Genomic DNA, 16,247 nt, shown 5'->3' on the forward strand with positions numbered 1-16,247 from the left:
CGTGCGCTTTCACGCGCCACCGCGGGCCGGCTTGCCGATCCCGCACCGCGGGGAGCAGACTTGGCACCATGAATTTCTACGCGGTTTTCCTGCGCGGCATCAACGTCGGCGGTGTCAAGATCCTCATGAAGGACCTCACGGTCCTGCTGGAACAGGCGGGCTTTTCCCGCATCCGCACGCTGCTGGCCAGCGGCAACGTGGTGCTCGCCAGCGACCTGGCCGATCCAGCGGCGGTGAAGGCAGCCTGCGAGGCCGCCATCGATGCCGCCTACGGCTACGGGATCCGTGTGATCGTCCAGGACATCGACCAGCTCGAACACCTGGCAACGAATTTCCCCTTCACGGCGCCGGACGACGGAATACAGCGCCACGAGTACCTGGTCCTGACGGAGTCCGCGGACGATGCGGCGCTCATCCTCGGCACTGCCCCCGAGCCTTCCGGGGACGAACGCGTGGCCCAACTCGGGCACGGAATCTGCTGGGAGGTTCCGCGCGGACAGAGCCTGGACAGCCCGCTGGCCAAGCACTTCACCAAGGTGGCCTCGAAGACCCTTGTCACGACAAGGAACATGAACACCATCCACAAGATGCTCACGGCACTCACGACGCTGTCCCGGGCGTAAGCAACGAAACGTGATTAACTGCACCAATACCCGATGCTGTAACCTGCGTGATTGACCGATCCACCGCAGACGACAAGGACCGCCCGAGTTGACAATGCCACTGGCGCTAGACCTCTTCGGGGTCTTCTTTTTCGGGCTTTCCGGGGCACTGCTGGCCGCACGGCGTGGATTCGACATCGTCGGTTCCCTGCTTCTGGCGGGTCTGACCGGAATCGGTGGCGGCATCATCCGCGACGTCATCCTCGGGCAGACACCGACGGCCTTCGCGAACCCGTTCTATTTCATTCCCCCGGTGATGGCGGCGTTGCTCGTGTTCTTCCTGGCACCCGGGGTCCAGCGGATGATGCGCCCGCTGCTGGTCTTCGATGCCGCGGGCCTTGCCCTGTTTTGCATCACGGGCACCATCAAGGCCCTGGAATCGGGCATGAACCCCTTTGCCTCGACACTCCTGGGCGTCACCTCGGCGGTCGGCGGCGGATTGCTGCGCGACGTCGTGGCCAACAAGACCCCGGAGCTCTTCAACCCGCGGGACATCTATGCCGTCCCGGCAATGCTGGGTGCCGGCCTGATCGCCGGATTCTGGGGCATGGGGCTGACCGGCGGTGCCTGGCAGCTGGCCGTGGCGGCGGCGGTGTTCCTGCTGCGCGTGTTGGCCCTGACGTTCCACTGGCGCGTGCCCCGCGCCGTCGGACCCTGGCACCGGGAAGCGAAGCTGTAGCCGGCTCCTAGCCCACGCGCTCCAGGGGGCGCCGGACACCGGCCTCGCCGGGGGCGTCCTCGATCTTGCGCGGGCCGTTGATCATCACGGCCCCGGTGAGCATGACGGCGATGCATGCGCCAAGCATCGCGAAGGAAGCGCCCCACCCGCCGGTGGCGTCCTTGACCATGCCGAAGAGCAGCGGCACGACCGCCGCCCCGGCGTAGCCCAGGCCCTGGCTGAAGCCCGAAAGCACTCCCGAGCCGTAAGTGGTGCGCGAGCGCAGATTCATCATCAGCAACGCGATGGCGAACGTCCCCTGCCCCAGCCCCGCACAAACCACCCAGAGGGCCGTGCCCTGCGTCGGTGAAAGGTACATGCCGACGTGGCCGGTGATCCAGCACGCGGTGAAGACCAGCACGGCAACGATCGGGTGGCGCAGCCGCGGAACCCACAACGGCACCAGCAGGCTGACCGGCAGTCCCAGGATGGCGAACAGTGCCAGCATGGATCCTGCCGTCGCGGTATCAAGGCCCTGCGCGGCAAGGTACGGCGGCAGCCACGTGAAGTACACGTAGGTCTGCGCGGAGTTGCCCGCCAGGAAGATCGCCAAACCCCAGGCGACGGGCGACCGCCAGGGATTGATCCTGGCCGGCGGAACGGGAGGCACGCCGTTGGCGGTTGCCGCATCGGGGCGCGGGTGCTTGCGGTCCCGGATGAGCTGGATGGCCCACGGCACCAGGACGATGGCCGAGAGCAGTGCCCAGGCGGCGATCGAGATGCGCCAGTCCCCGGTGGCGTGCGCCATCGGAACCGAGAATTGGGGTGCCATCCAGGTGCCCACGGACAGCATCGTCACATAGCCGGCGGTGACGACGGCCAACCGGTCCGGGAAGTACTTCTTGACCAGCGGGGGCAGCACGACGTTGCCCATTCCGTAGCCCGCGAGTGCAATGGCCGAAAGCAGCAGGAAGCTTCCGGCCTCGCCCACCAGCGCCCTGAGCAGTTGGCCCGCAACCGCGAGCAGGACCGCGGCGACCAACACCTTTTCAAGGCCCCACCAGCGGATCAGCCGGGGTGTCAGCAGTCCGGATGCGGCAAAGACGATGGGTGCCAGCATGGCCAGCAGCCCCGTGCCGAACGAGTCGAAACCGAGTTCCGGGCCGATGCTTCCCAGCAGGGGCGGGACCGAAACCACCGCGGCACGCAGGGACAAGGCCATGAGCATGATCCCGGCCAGCGCGCCCAGGCGGCCCGCCAGCTTCCGCCGTGGTGGTGTCAAGGTCATGGGAGCTAGTTGCCGTCCTTGAGCCGCTCGACCTGTTTCAACAGGTGCTCGAGGTCCTTGCCGAACGTTCCCGTCGACCAGGACCCCGGCATGGAGGTCTGGTAGTACAGGCCCTCGCCGATGAGCATGATGGCTTCGGCTGCGTGCCTGTCCTTGACCTCGCGCCGGATCAAGTCCAGCCATCCCTCCTGGATGTCGTCGAGCGCCTTGACCGACGGCTCGTGCCCTCCCTGGGCCAGCCGGAGCACTGCCAGGAAGTACCGGTCAAGCTCGCTGCCGATGACCGTGCTGGTGCGCACGAAGTAGATGGACGGCCCTTCCGGGGCTTCCTCCATGCGCCGCAGGTCTTCGGCAAAGGTCCTGAGCAGTCCGTCGATGGCCCCCTGGGCCAGCATTTCCTTGGAAGCGAAGTGGTAGAGCAGCCCGCCCTTGGACACCCCGGCCTTTGCGGCCGTCGCTTCCATGGTGGCCGCACGCTCCCCTTCGTCGCAGAGCATCGAGACATAGGCTTCGATGATCTTTTCCTTGGCTAATGGCGGGCGAGACATGTAGTGAACCATATCCCTTTCTCGTAGGCGTCGTCACATTGTAACTATACCGTCCAGACGGTACAGTTATTCCTGTTCACGCACCTACTCCACCAGGAAAACCTTCATCATGAGCACCCCGAACCTCTCGACCCGATCACCGCAAGAGCAGACCGGCCCGATGAACCGCAAGCGCTGGGCCGCCCTTGTCGTGCTGATGTTCCCCGTCCTCCTGATCTCGGTGGACAACACCGTGCTCAGCTTTGCCGTGCCATCGCTCTCCGCCGCACTGGCGCCCTCGGGCAACCAGCTGCTGTGGATCATCGACATCTACCCCCTGGTGCTGGCAGGCCTCCTGGTTCCCATGGGATCGCTCGGCGACCGCTTCGGCCGACGACGCATGCTCCTCATCGGTTCGACAGGTTTCGCCGCGGTGTCCGCGGCTGCGGCGTTCGCCACAAGCGCCGAGCAGCTCATCGCCGCCCGCGCCCTGCTCGGCGTCTTCGGCGCCATGCTGATGCCGGCCACGCTGTCGCTGATCCGCAACATCTTCACGGATGCGCATGAACGCCGCAAGGCAATCGCCATCTGGGCAGCGGCATTCTCCGGCGGCGCGGCACTTGGCCCGATCGTCGGCGGCTTCCTGCTCGAGCATTTCTGGTGGGGTTCGGTGTTCCTGCTGGCCGTGCCGATGCTGTTGCCGCTGCTCTTCCTGGGCCCGGTCCTCATCCCCGAGTCCCGCGACCCCAAGCCCGGCGCCATCGACCCCGTCTCCATCGCCCTGGTCATCATGACGCTGCTGCCCATCGTGTTCGGCGTCAAGGACCTGACCCACTCCGCTTCACCGTGGCTCGGCATCGCGTCCATTGCCGTCGGCGTCTCGTGCGGCACGCTCTTCGTGTTCCGCCAGCTCAAGCGCTCGAACCCGATGCTCGATGTCCGTTTGTTCACCAACCCGGTGTTCTCCGGGGCACTGACCGTCAACCTGCTCAGCATCTTCGGGTTCGTCGGGTTCATCTACTTCCTCTCCCAGCACTTGCAGCTTGTCGCAGGCAACACCCCGATGATGGCCGGCGTCCTGATGCTGCCGGGCCTGGCCCTGACCGTGGCATTCGGCCTTCTGGCGGTCCCGCTGGTGCGCAGGTTCAAGGTCTCCACCGTGATGATTGCCGGCCTGTCGCTGAGCGCCATCGCCTACGGCATCGTCCTGGCCTTCGGGCAGTCCGGCTCCGTTGTGGCCCTGATGCTGGCCTTCGGCGTCCTGGGCGCCGGCGTCGGCATGGCCGAGACGCTGTCGAACGACCTGGCGCTCTCTGCGGTACCGGCTTCCAAGGCCGGTGCAGCCTCCGCCATTTCCGAGACATCCTACGAGGTCGGCTCGGTGCTCGGCACCGCAGTACTGGGTTCGATCCTCAATGCCGTCTATTCCCGGAACCTGCAGGTCCCGGCTGCACTGGACGCCGAACAGGCCGAGGCCGCACGGCAGACACTCGGCGGCGCCCACGAAGTTGCCGCAGGCCTCCCCGACTCCCAGGCCACGCTTGCCCAGCAGCTCCTGGATTCGGCAGCTCACGCATTTGATGCTGGCGTGGTTATCACTTCGGGAATTGCAGTTGCCCTGACGGTAATTACGATTCTTGTAATTTCAAAAACCATCCGGGGGGCGCGCATGCCGGAGCACGCTTCCGCCCCCGAAGCGGAACCCTCCGCCTGACGGAGGCCGCCAATGGAGCGGGGCGCCGGGGAATCACAGCCCCTCGGTACCCCGCTCCATTGCGCTTTCACGAACCATCCAGCGGCCCGCAATCGTAAAATCGCGGTGAATTGCGGGCCCATAATCGGCAAACTTTCTATATTTGTGTGCCAAAAGGTAGTAACTGCGTCGATAGTCGCGTACCGTAGATGTTGTAGTTCTAGTTTTTCTCGCAGCAATTTCAGTACCATCGCCCCGTTCCCGGGGTGTGTACCTTTCTGACCCGCGGTGAATCACGTAGCTGCAAGTTAAGTCCACAGTGGATTTTTCTCCCCTACGTCCCATTTCAGGACAGTCTCGAAAGGACACACCATCATGGCAACCGGTACCGTAAAGTGGTTCAACGCCGAAAAGGGCTTCGGCTTCATTGCTCCGGACGACAACTCCGATGACGTCTTCGCACACTACTCCGCCATCCAGTCGAACGGCTTCCGTTCGCTCGAAGAAGGCCAGCGCGTAGAGTTCGAAGTTACCCAGGGCCAGAAGGGCCTGCAGGCCACCGATATCCGCGCTGTCTAAGTTCGGATCATCGACTTCGGCTAACTAGCTGATTCAATGTGGGTGTCACCTCCTGACGGAGGTGACACCCGCATTGCTTTAACCAGGCGAACGACAACAAAAACCGCCTACCCCTGCCCCTTGCCCCGGAAGCCACCGACGTGGGCAAGGGCGGGCCGGGAATCCTGCATCTTCAGGAGCACTATCCATTCCTCTCCCCGCCGTGGCTTCGTGGAATCCCCCGGTTGCACGTTCACCCCCAGCTCCAGGAACCGGCCATCGCCGGATGCAGAGGTGCCGCCAAGGCCGGCAAGCCAATACTCGGCAGTTGACGACTGTCCTTGGGCCCGGGCCCGGCGCAGGTTTCCCAGGTTCTCGTCAACCATGGCCCGGCGCAGTTCCCCCAGCGTCTCATCGCCCTCCCGGGAATAGAGCACCTGGACATAGACATGGGCAATCGCATTGGCGAAGGCCTCGAAACATCCCCCGGTGGCGGGTTCGACCTCCCAGCCCGGGTCTTGGGAAACCACGGCGGTCCCCGCATTGGCCCAGTCACTCAGCCGAGCCAACAGCTTTTCCGCGACGGTTTCAGGGTCTCCCGCTTCCAGGCGGTCGGGAACCACGAATCCGTCCGTGGGCGGGCAGCCGGCAGGAAGTTCCTGCAGCCGCACGTGTGCCCGGGTCGATGCCGAAGGCGACGCCGTTTCGTCGGGAACCAGGATCATGCACCCACTGAGCATTCCCAGCAATAATCCGCACACCGGAACGAGCAGCATCCGCCTCATGCCCAGATCATACGTTCCCTTCGACACAAAACGACCCGTGGGCGCCGGCCGGGGAATGAAACAGGAACGGAGTCGGTTGCCACTCCATGTGAGCATTCCCTTGTCGATCCTTGATCTTGCCCCCATCCGCAGCGGCGGTTCCGCCGCCGAAACCTTTGCCGACAGCGTCCGATTGGCGCAAACCGCCGAAGCCAACGGCTACACCCGTGTCTGGTACGCCGAACACCACAACATGGCCTCGATCGCCTCGAGTGCGACATCCGTGCTGATCGGACACGTGGCCCACCACACCAAGACCATTCGGCTGGGTGCCGGCGGCATCATGCTGCCCAACCACTCCCCCTTGGTGATTGCCGAGCAGTTCGGCACCCTCGAGACCTTGTTCCCCGGACGCATCGACCTTGGCCTCGGCCGCGCCCCGGGCACCGACGGGCTCACCTTCCAGGCCCTGCGACGCGACCCCGCGGCATCCGACGCCTTCCCCCATGACGTGCTCGAACTGCAGGCCTATCTCGGCGGGACCTCCCGCATCGAGGGCGTGAACGCCTACCCGGGACACAACACCCACGTGCCGCTGTACATCCTGGGGTCAAGCCTCTTCGGCGCACGGCTGGCGGCCCAGTTGGGGCTTCCATACTCGTTCGCCTCGCATTTCGCCCCCGATGCCCTGGTGCAGGCCGTCACCGCCTACCGGAACGAATTCCGCCCCTCGGAGCACCTTGCCGAACCGCACGTCATTGCCGGCGTGGGGGTCGTTGCCGCGGACAGCAACGCGGAGGCCCACAAGATCATGGAACAGGTGCGCCGCGACCGCATCCAGCTCTTCCTGGGCCGGAACCGTCCTGCACCGTTCACTGAGGACGAGATCGACATGCTCCTGGATTCTCCGCACGGGGATTCGATCATGAACATGCTCAAGTACACCGCTGTGGGTGACGGTGCCACCGTCGCGGCGTACCTCGAGGAATTCGCGCGCACCGCGCAGGCGGACGAGCTGATCACCGTGCATAATTCCAGCAGTGCTGCCCAGCGGCTGGCCTCGGTGGAAATCACCGCGCAGGCCATGAACCTCACCGCCTGAGGGTTCCGCAGACCCGGATGCCGGGCACCGATCCACGTGGGGCTTTGCCGCCCCCGGGGGTGCCGGGGCCCGGCTTTCCCGTGCCCGCAGGAGGCCATTCCCATAACCATGGATGGGACATAGGCTGTACTCAATCGCGGATCAGCCACGAACACCGCGTTTGGTGAATGGAGGGACACGATGAGCGACATCTTTGACGACACGGTCTTTGACGAGCCGATCGACGACGACATGTACGAGCCCGGAGACGGACGCGACGGGCAGCCCTACGAGGGTTCATCGGACAGCCCTGAAACCATGAGGGCGCTTGATCCGCTGCGCAGGCACCTCTACCTGCTTGACGACGACCTGACGGCCGAGGACGCAATCGAAGACGAGGACACCGTCGAAGCGGAATGGGTTGAAGAGATTTCCGAGGAAGAGTCCGAGGGCTTCGCCTCCGCACCATAGGATTGGGGTTGGCAACTTCTTGCCAACCCCATCATCTTGAGGCTCGGGAGAATCAGTGGTCAATCCGGTGCACCTGCGCACTCTGATCGAAGTCGTCAACCACAAGTCGTTTGCGGTGGCGGCAACCCGGCTCGGGTACACGCCCTCGGCAGTATCCCAGCAAATGACCGCACTTGAACGCACCACGGGCACCACACTCTTCGCACGGGGCGCGAAGAGCATAGAACCCACCCCGGCGGCGATGACCATGGTCCGCCACGCGCAACGGGTGCTGACGGACATCGACGCCCTGCTTGCCGCGACATCGACCCCCGACCTCGACCCCAGCGGCAAGCCGCTCCAGGAATTGCGGCTCGGCATTTTCCCGTCGCTGGCCACCTATGCCCTGCCCCGTCTCCTGGGATCCCCCGATTGGGACCAGCTCGGCATTGCCCTGCGCGTGCATGTCGGGGAACCGCACCAGACGGTTTCCGGACTGCGCCAGGACGGCGAACTCGACCTGGCCTTGATCTTCCAGGTCGGGCAGGCCGGCCTCGCCTGGCCGGCCCAACTGGAACGCCAGTGGCTGGGAGACGACCCGTTCAGGGTCGTGGTCCCGGCCTCGTGGAAGCTCTCCAGCTCCTCGACGGTGAGCGCCGAACAGCTCGCCAACATGCCGTGGATCATGCACCACCCGGGCACCAGCGATGCGACAGTCATTTCCCGGCTCTTCTCCGCGTTCAACATCCACCCCCGGATCGTGGCATACAGCGACGACTTCAACGCCTCGCTGCACATGGCCGCCGCGGGCCTCGGCGCCGCGCTGGTTCCCGAGCTTGCCATGCTGCAGGCGCCGGAAGGAATCCGTGTCATCGACGCGCCGGAAATCAGGTTGGCGCGCAGCATCTTCGCCCTGCAGTCCCCCGACAACCACAACCCGAAGGTGCGGGTCTTCATGGACCGGCTCACCACGGTGCTCGGCGAACTGAGCATCGCGCCCAAACGGCGCTAGGAACCTACCGGTTCCCGCGCACCGTGGTCGACGACACCGAGACGGCGGCGCCCGAGCTCCTGCGGACCCCGGACTTCCCCGCCCCGCTGTTGTCCAGGATCTTTGATCCGGTGACCTTGGCCGTGGCCTTGTTGGCCGCGGCAACGCCTCCGGTGAAGGCAGCCGGCTTGTAGCCGGCCCAGCCGTTGCCGCTGATCTCGGTTCCGCGAACCACCACGTTCCTGCCCCCGGAGAGGCTGATGCCCGCCTGCCCGTTGAGCCGGATCGTCGAGTTCAGGATCTCCGCGGATGCCCCGTTGACCTGCACGCCGAGGCCGTGGTTCACAGCCACCCGTGAGGAAAACAGTCCCGAATGGGCTCCGGCGAGACGCACGGCGCCCGTGTTGCCCGGGTTGGCGAACCCGACGATATTCACCTTGCCCAGCCGCGACCAGGTACCCAGGGTTGCGGCACGCGGCTGCACCGCCAGCGCGTACCCGTATTTGCTGCTTCCGGCTTTCCCCGTGTAAATGGCGCGCTGCTTGTGGTCGATCCAGTAGGTGCCGGCCTTGACCTTCGATTTGGAGGCCACACGCTTGAGCTGGGTACCGTTGGCAAAGAGCACTTGGGCGCTGTTGCACTGGTATCCGACGGCACATTTGAGCGTGCCGGGCGCCTTGGACGGAATCCTGTTCGATGAGATCTTGTGGAGCTTGCCCGACTTCTTGGTTTTCACCGCGATGGTTCCATCGAGACGCGTCGTGCTGGTTCCCTGCCCCACCAGTGTCTGGCGTGCCTTGAGCACCAGGTTCGCCGGCTTGTGCGTTCCGGCCTTCAGGCAGATGACGGCCCCCTCCGGCTGGGCTGCGATCGCCTTCGGAATGCTCGACCCCGTCCCCACGCTCACGGAACAGAAATTGTTCGGGTCGATGGTCGTGGCCGGTGCGGCCGCCGCCGAGGCCTTCACGCCGGAGATCCACGCCGCCCGGGCGCCAATGCCCTGCGCCGAGCCCCTGAAGGCGGGACCCGAAAGGGTCTTGGAGACCCCCGCCGAGGACGTGGCGATCGCCGAAGCGATCGTCAGGTCCTTGGCCCGGGTGGTCCTCACCGAGACAACGTCGGACAGCCCGAAGACCCTGGCCATCCTGGACTGGCTGACGCCCTGGGTCCACGAGTCGTAGGGGTTGTGTGCGCTGGCCATCAGCGACCAGGGGTCTTCCCGGGAGCGCAGGTACGGAAGCGCCGCACCGCCCCACACGTCCTCGCTGTTGCGGGTTGCCCCGCCGGTGGAGGAGGAGTAGAGCGTTTCGGCCAGCCGCCCCGCGTAAGTGACGACCTTGCCCGAGGCCGGAGTGCCGCCTGAGCGCGACAGCGTCGCGTCCACCGCGGCCTTCCACTTGGCGCCGTACCCCGGCTGTTCGTTCTCCTTGCGCCACCCGGTGAACTTCTGGTCCTGCACCTCGTCCGTCACGTTGCAGTCGCAGGAGGCCCTGACCTTGTCGATCTTGCGCATGGCGTAGGTGCGCCCGGCGATCGCCTGGGCCTGAAGCACCGCGCCGGGCCAGGAGGACGGCACCTCGGCCAGGCCGTAGAGGTATTCGTCGTTCAGCCGCAGCGAGGTCACCAGGTTGACCTGGTTGTCCAGGATCCCGGCCTTGAGGATGCCGTGCCTGTAGCTGCCGGCGACGGTCGATTCGGCGTTGGCCTTCGGGATGGACAGCGTGGCCCGCTTGGCCGAGGGCCAGGCCCTGGTGCCCTCCCATTCGACGCGCAGCTTGCCCGTGACCTTGCCCGAGGCGATGCCTTGGCCTGCACCGTTCTTCAGCGTGTACGACAGCTGGGTGCCCGAGCGGCCCAGGACCAAGGTGGATCCGGCCGGGGCCGTGTGGGTCTTCTTGGCGGTGGGGTCCTTGATCCGCATCGCGCCGCCGGCGACGCCCACCGAGGAGGTCCCTGATTTGAGCACCTGCACGCGGATGTCCTGGGCCGCCGCCTTGGCCGTGGAGGTGACCTTGGCCGGGTTGTAGTAGTACTCAAGGATTTGCGTGGCATTCTTCTTGCCCTCGCTGGCCATCGCCCGGGCCCCGTACTGGCTCATGCCCACCCCGTGGCCCCACCCGGCGCCCGTGACGGTGAAGTCCGGCAGCTTCGGGACTCCGGGCAGCCAGTAGGAGGTTCCGTTGCTGCGCACCCCGAGGACGCCGCCGCTGAAGTTCTGCCGGATGTCGCTCCCGGAGGTGTACTGCTCCCCCGTGGGGTAGCCGAACCTGCCGTTTTCCCACCCGGTGTCGGCCCAGGCCTTCGCCAGGGCGTTGCGCACCGTCAGGGCCCGGCGCTTGTCCGAGTAGACGACGATTCCGTCGCGGTAGGAACGCCAGGAGCTTCCGTCCTCGAGCCTTCCGGTGGCCGCGTCGGTGCCGCCCAGGGTCTTGGCAGCCCGGGCCAGGTAGGCGGTGTTGTCCTGCGCGGCAGTCGCGGCCGCGGCCGGCACCAGCAGGGCGGCCACGAGGGCCACGGACAAGGCAATTGCTGTTCTTCTCATGGACATCCTTGGGCGATGCTGCGAGCGGGGCGATGATCCCCGATCATACGCACAGGACCCACCCGGATGCCCGGAGGGCTCACGTCAACCGCCGAATTGCCGTTAAGTTACGGAGGCCCGCGCTCAGTCGGTCAGCACGAGGAGCAGGCCCAGCGCCCCGAGGCCCAGCACTGCGACGCCCATCGCCAGCACGGCCACGGCATCGGCGTGGATGCGCTCGCTCGCAATCCCGCGGGAGGCCAACGCGTAGCGCCTGCGCTGCGTGGCATAGATGCCGGCGGCCGCCAGCAGGCTCAGCACAACCATCACCAGGATCCCGGTGCCGTAGTGCGGGTACCACTTCAGGAACACGAGTCCCGCCACGCACAGCGACATCGTGGTCCGGCCCCAGGACATCACCGTCCGTTCCGGCTGCAGCCCCGGGTCCTCGTGGGAGGGCAGCTTGTTCACAGGTTTGTGGCGATCAGGACCGCGACGACTGCCGCCGCGATCGCCCCGCCCAGGCCCAGCAGGGGAACGAGCAGCGGCAGCGGCAGCGGCCTGCCGTGGCGCATCGACATCTCGACCCGCCGCCAGCGCAGCACGGCGCCGCCGCTGACCAGCATGCCCGCCAGGATGAGGAACACGGCGATGCCGGTGCGCAGCGGTGCAGGGAACTCCTGGACGGCGAAGGCCTCGAGGGCTATGCCGCCGGCCAGCAACGCGAGCGAGGTGCGGATCCAGGCGAGGAAAGTCCGCTCGTTGGCCAGGGTGAAACGCGGGTCGGGCTCCTGCCCCCCGGGCAGCATGCGCCGGGCCAGGGCCCCGCGGTCGTCGTCCCCGTCGTATCCGCCCATCGGACAGCACCCCTCCCAGACACCGTGCGGCCGGGGCGTCGCCCGGCCCGAAATTCACTTGAAGCCTACCGCGGCCGCGCGCGGGCGGCGGAATCTGCACTTGGGCATGACTGCCTGTAGCGTTTCAGGCAGCACCTGATTCGTCCCGGAAAGGACCCCGACCATCACTTCGCACATCCGCGCCACCGTCACCGGACCGCTGGGAATCCTCACGCTCGACCGCCCGTCGAAGATCAACGCGCTGACCCGCGGCATGCTCCGGTCCCTCACCGACACGCTGGCGCTCTGGAAGGATGATCCGTCGGTCTCCCTGGTGGTGCTGCGCGGTGCGGGGGAACGCGGTTTCTGCGCCGGCGGGGACATCAAGGACTTCCACAGGGCCGTCACCAACGACGCGCACGGGGACTTCGCGGACCTACTGGCCTTGGAGTTCGACCTCGACGCCATGATCGCCGGCTACCCCAAGCCCGTCATCACCCTGGCGCACGGGCTGTGCATGGGCGGGGGCATCGGCCTGGCCTCGCACGCTGCCATCCGGATCGCGACCCCCGGTTCCAGCTTCGCCATGCCGGAGGCGCGCATCGGCTACACCCCGGACGTCGGCGGCACGCACCTGATGGCGCTGGCACCCGGCTTCCTCGGCGAGTACCTGGCGCTGACAGCCTCCACCTTCTCCGGCGCGGACGCGGTGGAACTCGGCTTCGCGGACATGCTGGTGGAGGAGGAAAGGTTCGACGACGTGCTCGACGCGTTGCCGGACTTCGAGGGCATGGACGCCGCGGACATCGCCGCCGCGCTGGAGGTGCTCTTCGGGTCCTTCGCCCCCTCCCCGCTGGCCGCCGCGCAGCCGTGGATCGACGAGGCCTTCGGCGCCCCGACGCTCGCCGGGATCCTGGAGCGGCTCGATGCCATGTCCCACTCCGCGGCCGCCGAGGCAGCCGAGCGGATGCGCGCCAACTGCCCGACTTCCCTGGAGTGCGCCCTGCAGTCCGTCCGTGCGGCACGCGCCGAGGAACACCTGCGTTCGGCGCTGGACCGCGAGCTCCGCCTGGCCAAGTACCTCATGCACCGCGGCGACCTGGCCGAGGGCATCCGCGCGCAGGTCATCGACAAGGACCGCAGCCCGGCCTGGGAACCGGCAAGCATCGGAGAGGTCGACGTCGCAGCGGTGGCCGCGGTGGTGGCCGAACCGAGCTAGTCCTCCAGCGAGCGCAGCGGGATGACCGAGCCGAGCGTCGCAGCGGCCATCGTCGCACCCAGCACAGCAAACACGCCGCCGGCGCCGAGACCCGTGGCGAAGATCCCGACGCCCACCGGGATCACGGCCTGGCCCAGCCGGTTGCCCAGCAGCCGGATGGACATCCAGGTTCCGCGGGTACCATCGGCGGCCGCGGCGGAGACCACGCTCATGCTCAGCGGCTGCCCGATACCCAGGCCCAGCCCGGCCAGCACCAGCAGCACGCCGGTCCACAAAACACCCGTGTCAAGCACCAGCAGCGCGACGAGCACCGCGGACACCCCGGTGGAGGCCAGCAGCAGGCGGGCCCGGCCGACGGCGCGCACCAGCTTCCCGAGACCCAGCCGCGAAAGCACCGTCGCCCCGGCACGCAGGGCCAGCAGGATGCCGACGGTCTGCACGGGGATCCCTCGCTCCACGGCGAGCGCCGGGAGGTAGACCTGCAGCAGGTCGATGGTGCACAGCACCATCATGCTCAGCCCGATCGAGGCCAGCAGCGTGTTGCGGGTGGCCGGTTCGACGTTCAATGCGCTCGAGAGCCGCGGCTGTTCCCGGGCCTTCGCCTCGCGCTGCCCGGCCCCGTGGCGCACCATGAACAGTGTCGCGACGGCCATCGCCAGCGCGCAGCCCAGGTAGGCCAGCAGCAGCAGGGCGGTGTCCGGGTGGACGCTCGCCCCGCCCAACACACCCAGCAGCAGCGGGGCCGCCGCCTGGGCAACGGCGGTGACGGTGGTGTAGAGCCCGAAGACCTTGTCCATGTTGCGGTTCTTCGCCGAGGCCAGCCGGCTCTGCTCGCCGAGCAGGCTCATCAGGTGCCCGACGCCCAGCAGCAGGTTCCAGCCCAGCAGCGCCGGCAGCGAACCGGCGGCAAACAACAGCCCCAGCCCGGAGGCGATCATCAGCCCGGCGCCGGCCACCAGCACCCCGCGTTCGCGCCCGCGGTCCGTGGCGCGCCCGATGGCCACGGCCAGGAACACCGGCAGAATGGAGAAGCTCGCCACCACCAGGCCCAGCAGCCCGGGGTCCACGCCGAGCTCCAGGGCGCGGTAGGAAGTCGCCGGGCGCACCAGGTAGACCGAGGCCTGCAGGAAGAAGGCATGCGCGAGGATCGAGGGGAACCCGAGGGAGCGGGCCGGGGCGGAGGCTGGCATGCTCGCCATTATTCCGTGCGGGGACCCCCGGCCCGGAGTTGATGACGGCCGGTTCAGCGCCCGGGCGAGGGGTGCTTCGGGGCCAGCAGGCCCTCGGGGCGCTTGGCGTGCGGGTTGACCGGGGCCACCGCCTGGTGCGTCGAGTCCTTGGGTTCCACGCGCCGGGGCGCCACGGTGCCCTCCGGGGCCGGTTCGCGCGGCGTCGGCCACGGAAGCGGCGCGTGCTCTCCGAAGGTCCCGGAGTCTGCCTCCTCCCAGTCGGCCAGCCAGCCGCGCGGGGGCGCCGTGAGCAGCTCCCCGGGTGCCACCCAGTGGTGCAGCGACGCGTAGCTGCGCGTGCTCAGGTGTTCCACGCGGCGGCGCAGCATGCGCGGGTTCAGCTGCGAGGGGTGGCCCACGCCCATGGAGGCCATCAGCTGTGCCGCCTCCCGGACCGTGAGCCGGTGGTAGTTGTAGACGCGGTTGCCCTTGTCCTGCACGTCGAGCGCGCGCACCAGGTGCGGGTTCTGGGTGGCCACCCCCACGGGGCATTCGTTGGTGTGGCATTTCTGCGCCTGGATGCAGCCGGTGGCCATCATCATCGCGCGGGCGCTGAAGGTGAAGTCGGCGCCCTGGATGAGTCGCTTGACGATGTCGGATCCGGTGGCGACCTTGCCCGCGGCGCCCAGCCGGATCCTCTCGCGCAGCCCGCAGCCGACGAGCGCGTTGTGCACCAGCATGAGCCCCTCGGTCAGCGGCGTGCCCATGTGGTCCTCGTACTCCAGCGGCGCCGCGCCGGTACCGCCCTCGGCCCCGTCGACGGTGATGAAGTCGGGGGCGATGCCCGTCTCGAGCATGGCCTTGCACATCGCCAGCACGTCGGTGCGCGACCCCACGCAGAACTTGAGGCCCACGGGCTTGCCGCCGGAGAGCCCGCGCAGGTGCCCGATGAACCCCATGAGCTCCAGCGGCGTGGAGAAGGCGGAGTGCGATGCCGGCGAGATGCAGTCGACACCCAGCGGTACCCCGCGGGCCTCGGCGATCTCCGGGGTGATCTTTGCCGCGGGCAGCACCCCGCCGAGACCCGGCTTGGCGCCCTGCGAGAGCTTGAGCGTGATGCCCTTGACGCGCTCGTGCGCTGCCGTCGCGGCGAAGCGCCCCGCATCGAAGTTGCCCTCCGCGTCGCGGCAGCCGAAGTACCCGGACCCGATCTCCCAGAACAGGTCCGCCCCGTATTCCAGGTGGTGCTTCGTCAGCCCGCCCTCGCCCGTCTCCTGGACGAACCCGCCCATGGCCGCGCCCTTGTTCATGGCGAGCACCGCGTTCCTCGACAGCGCCCCGAAGCTCATCGAGGACACGTTCATCAGCGAGATGTCGTAGGGCTGCAGGCAGTCGGGCCCGCCGATCCGCACCCGGTGCTGCTCCGCCGGGGCGTTGACGGGCATCGTGGAATGCAGCAGGTACTCGTAGCCGGGCTCGTTCACGTCGCGCTCGGTGCCGAACGCCTTGTGGCTGTCGGCGCCCTTGGCCCGCGCGTACACGAGCGACCGGGTGTCCCTGTCGAAGGGGCGTCCGTCGGTGTTGCGCTCGATGAAGTACTGCTGGATCTCCGGGCGGATCGACTCGAGCAGGAAACGCATGCGCCCCAGCACCGGGTAGTTGCGCAGGATCGCATGCCTGGTCTGCAGCACGTCGTGGATGCCAAGGCCCAGCAGCGCCAGCGCCAGGGCGGCGAGGACCCACCACCCCGTCGAGCCGAGGGAGGCTGCAACCACCGTGGCGAACCCGGCCAGCGAGAGCACTGCCAGGATCAGGAATCTCACCATGGGG

The 16,247-nt window shown here is 67.3% G+C and carries 16 protein-coding genes; 8 read left to right on the forward strand and 8 right to left on the reverse strand.

The annotated features are described in order from the left end of the window. Positions 1-68: 68 nt before the first annotated feature. Both ACSYDW_RS03965 and ACSYDW_RS03970 read left to right on the forward strand, forming a co-directional pair. A complete protein-coding gene (locus tag ACSYDW_RS03965) occupies positions 69-623 on the forward strand; it encodes a DUF1697 domain-containing protein (protein ID WP_438337412.1) in 555 nt (184 codons plus the stop codon). Between the two features lie 94 nt (positions 624-717). Then, a complete protein-coding gene (locus tag ACSYDW_RS03970; RefSeq protein ID WP_438337938.1) occupies positions 718-1,341 on the forward strand; it encodes a trimeric intracellular cation channel family protein in 624 nt (207 codons plus the stop codon). 7 nt (positions 1,342-1,348) lie between these two features. On the opposite strand, the gene ACSYDW_RS03975 is transcribed toward ACSYDW_RS03970, so the two are convergent. Continuing rightward, positions 1,349-2,608: an MFS transporter gene (locus tag ACSYDW_RS03975; protein ID WP_438337413.1), complete on the reverse strand. Its 1,260-nt coding sequence runs from the start codon at positions 2,606-2,608 to the stop codon at positions 1,349-1,351. A 5-nt stretch (positions 2,609-2,613) separates the two neighbouring features. Then, the gene (locus ACSYDW_RS03980) at positions 2,614-3,156 is read right to left on the reverse strand and encodes a TetR/AcrR family transcriptional regulator (RefSeq protein WP_438337414.1); all 543 of its coding nucleotides are present in this window, start codon (positions 3,154-3,156) and stop codon (positions 2,614-2,616) included. A gap of 109 nt (positions 3,157-3,265) precedes the next feature. Here ACSYDW_RS03980 and ACSYDW_RS03985 point away from each other — a divergent pair, with 109 nt between their 5' ends. Both ACSYDW_RS03985 and cspE read left to right on the forward strand, forming a co-directional pair. Further along, positions 3,266-4,849 carry an MFS transporter gene (locus ACSYDW_RS03985; protein ID WP_438337415.1) on the forward strand — a complete coding sequence of 528 codons (1,584 nt, stop codon included), beginning with the start codon at positions 3,266-3,268 and terminating at the stop codon, positions 4,847-4,849. 354 nt (positions 4,850-5,203) lie between these two features. Next, a complete protein-coding gene (gene cspE / locus ACSYDW_RS03990; protein ID WP_007271190.1) occupies positions 5,204-5,407 on the forward strand; it encodes a transcription antiterminator/RNA stability regulator CspE in 204 nt (67 codons plus the stop codon). A 107-nt stretch (positions 5,408-5,514) separates the two neighbouring features. Here cspE and ACSYDW_RS03995 read toward each other — a convergent pair whose 3' ends face one another. After that, positions 5,515-6,111, reverse strand: coding sequence for a hypothetical protein (locus ACSYDW_RS03995; RefSeq protein ID WP_438337416.1), 597 nt, complete (start codon positions 6,109-6,111; stop codon positions 5,515-5,517). 148 nt (positions 6,112-6,259) lie between these two features. On the opposite strand from ACSYDW_RS03995, the gene ACSYDW_RS04000 reads away from it, so the two are divergent. The 3 genes from ACSYDW_RS04000 (at position 6,260) to ACSYDW_RS04010 (ending at position 8,693) form a co-directional block, all read left to right on the forward strand. Beyond that, the gene (locus tag ACSYDW_RS04000) at positions 6,260-7,252 is read left to right on the forward strand and encodes an LLM class flavin-dependent oxidoreductase (RefSeq protein WP_438337417.1); all 993 of its coding nucleotides are present in this window, start codon (positions 6,260-6,262) and stop codon (positions 7,250-7,252) included. Positions 7,253-7,432: 180 nt separating this feature from the next. Then, a complete protein-coding gene (locus ACSYDW_RS04005; RefSeq protein ID WP_438337418.1) occupies positions 7,433-7,702 on the forward strand; it encodes a hypothetical protein in 270 nt (89 codons plus the stop codon). 55 nt (positions 7,703-7,757) lie between these two features. Next, a complete protein-coding gene (locus tag ACSYDW_RS04010; protein ID WP_438337419.1) occupies positions 7,758-8,693 on the forward strand; it encodes a LysR family transcriptional regulator in 936 nt (311 codons plus the stop codon). A gap of 4 nt (positions 8,694-8,697) precedes the next feature. Here ACSYDW_RS04010 and ACSYDW_RS04015 read toward each other — a convergent pair whose 3' ends face one another. The 3 genes from ACSYDW_RS04015 to ACSYDW_RS04025 all read right to left on the reverse strand — a co-directional run bounded on the left by ACSYDW_RS04015 (position 8,698) and on the right by ACSYDW_RS04025 (position 12,050). Continuing rightward, entirely contained in the window at positions 8,698-11,214 is a 2,517-nt protein-coding gene (locus ACSYDW_RS04015) for a SpoIID/LytB domain-containing protein (protein WP_438337420.1), read from the reverse strand. A 123-nt stretch (positions 11,215-11,337) separates the two neighbouring features. After that, the gene (locus ACSYDW_RS04020; RefSeq protein WP_438337421.1) at positions 11,338-11,664 is read right to left on the reverse strand and encodes a DUF202 domain-containing protein; all 327 of its coding nucleotides are present in this window, start codon (positions 11,662-11,664) and stop codon (positions 11,338-11,340) included. Then, positions 11,661-12,050, reverse strand: a complete 390-nt coding sequence (locus ACSYDW_RS04025; RefSeq protein WP_438337422.1) for a YidH family protein — start codon at positions 12,048-12,050, stop codon at positions 11,661-11,663. Before ACSYDW_RS04025 ends, ACSYDW_RS04020 begins: the two co-directional genes overlap by 4 nt. A 175-nt stretch (positions 12,051-12,225) precedes the next feature. Between ACSYDW_RS04025 and ACSYDW_RS04030 the strand changes: the two genes are divergently transcribed. After that, the gene (locus ACSYDW_RS04030) at positions 12,226-13,248 is read left to right on the forward strand and encodes an enoyl-CoA hydratase/isomerase family protein (RefSeq protein ID WP_438337939.1); all 1,023 of its coding nucleotides are present in this window, start codon (positions 12,226-12,228) and stop codon (positions 13,246-13,248) included. Here the strand turns inward: ACSYDW_RS04030 and ACSYDW_RS04035 are convergent. Both ACSYDW_RS04035 and ACSYDW_RS04040 read right to left on the reverse strand, forming a co-directional pair. After that, positions 13,245-14,438, reverse strand: a complete 1,194-nt coding sequence (locus ACSYDW_RS04035; RefSeq protein WP_438337423.1) for an MFS transporter — start codon at positions 14,436-14,438, stop codon at positions 13,245-13,247. The genes ACSYDW_RS04030 and ACSYDW_RS04035 overlap by 4 nt on opposite strands. A gap of 53 nt (positions 14,439-14,491) precedes the next feature. Beyond that, the gene (locus ACSYDW_RS04040; protein WP_438337424.1) at positions 14,492-16,243 is read right to left on the reverse strand and encodes an FMN-binding glutamate synthase family protein; all 1,752 of its coding nucleotides are present in this window, start codon (positions 16,241-16,243) and stop codon (positions 14,492-14,494) included. Between the last annotated feature and the right edge of the window lie 4 nt (positions 16,244-16,247).

The sequence above is a fragment of the Paeniglutamicibacter selenitireducens genome (assembly GCF_051550675.1).
Taxonomy (GTDB): domain Bacteria; phylum Actinomycetota; class Actinomycetes; order Actinomycetales; family Micrococcaceae; genus Paeniglutamicibacter.

Excerpts from the sequence above, each read along its gene's own strand:
- ACSYDW_RS04015 (WP_438337420.1), bottom strand. The coding sequence starts at position 11,214 with ATGAGAAGAACAGCAATTGCCTTGTCCGTGGCCCTCGTGGCCGCCCTG.
- ACSYDW_RS03970 (WP_438337938.1), top strand. The coding sequence starts at position 718 with ATGCCACTGGCGCTAGACCTCTTCGGGGTCTTCTTTTTCGGGCTTTCC.
- ACSYDW_RS04035 (WP_438337423.1), bottom strand. The coding sequence starts at position 14,438 with ATGCCAGCCTCCGCCCCGGCCCGCTCCCTCGGGTTCCCCTCGATCCTC.
- ACSYDW_RS03965 (WP_438337412.1), top strand. The coding sequence starts at position 69 with ATGAATTTCTACGCGGTTTTCCTGCGCGGCATCAACGTCGGCGGTGTC.
- ACSYDW_RS04040 (WP_438337424.1), bottom strand. The coding sequence starts at position 16,243 with ATGGTGAGATTCCTGATCCTGGCAGTGCTCTCGCTGGCCGGGTTCGCC.
- ACSYDW_RS04025 (WP_438337422.1), bottom strand. The coding sequence starts at position 12,050 with ATGGGCGGATACGACGGGGACGACGACCGCGGGGCCCTGGCCCGGCGC.
- ACSYDW_RS03995 (WP_438337416.1), bottom strand. The coding sequence starts at position 6,111 with ATGATCCTGGTTCCCGACGAAACGGCGTCGCCTTCGGCATCGACCCGG.
- ACSYDW_RS04005 (WP_438337418.1), top strand. The coding sequence starts at position 7,433 with ATGAGCGACATCTTTGACGACACGGTCTTTGACGAGCCGATCGACGAC.
- ACSYDW_RS03980 (WP_438337414.1), bottom strand. The coding sequence starts at position 3,156 with ATGTCTCGCCCGCCATTAGCCAAGGAAAAGATCATCGAAGCCTATGTC.
- ACSYDW_RS03985 (WP_438337415.1), top strand. The coding sequence starts at position 3,266 with ATGAGCACCCCGAACCTCTCGACCCGATCACCGCAAGAGCAGACCGGC.
- cspE (WP_007271190.1), top strand. The coding sequence starts at position 5,204 with ATGGCAACCGGTACCGTAAAGTGGTTCAACGCCGAAAAGGGCTTCGGC.
- ACSYDW_RS03975 (WP_438337413.1), bottom strand. The coding sequence starts at position 2,608 with ATGACCTTGACACCACCACGGCGGAAGCTGGCGGGCCGCCTGGGCGCG.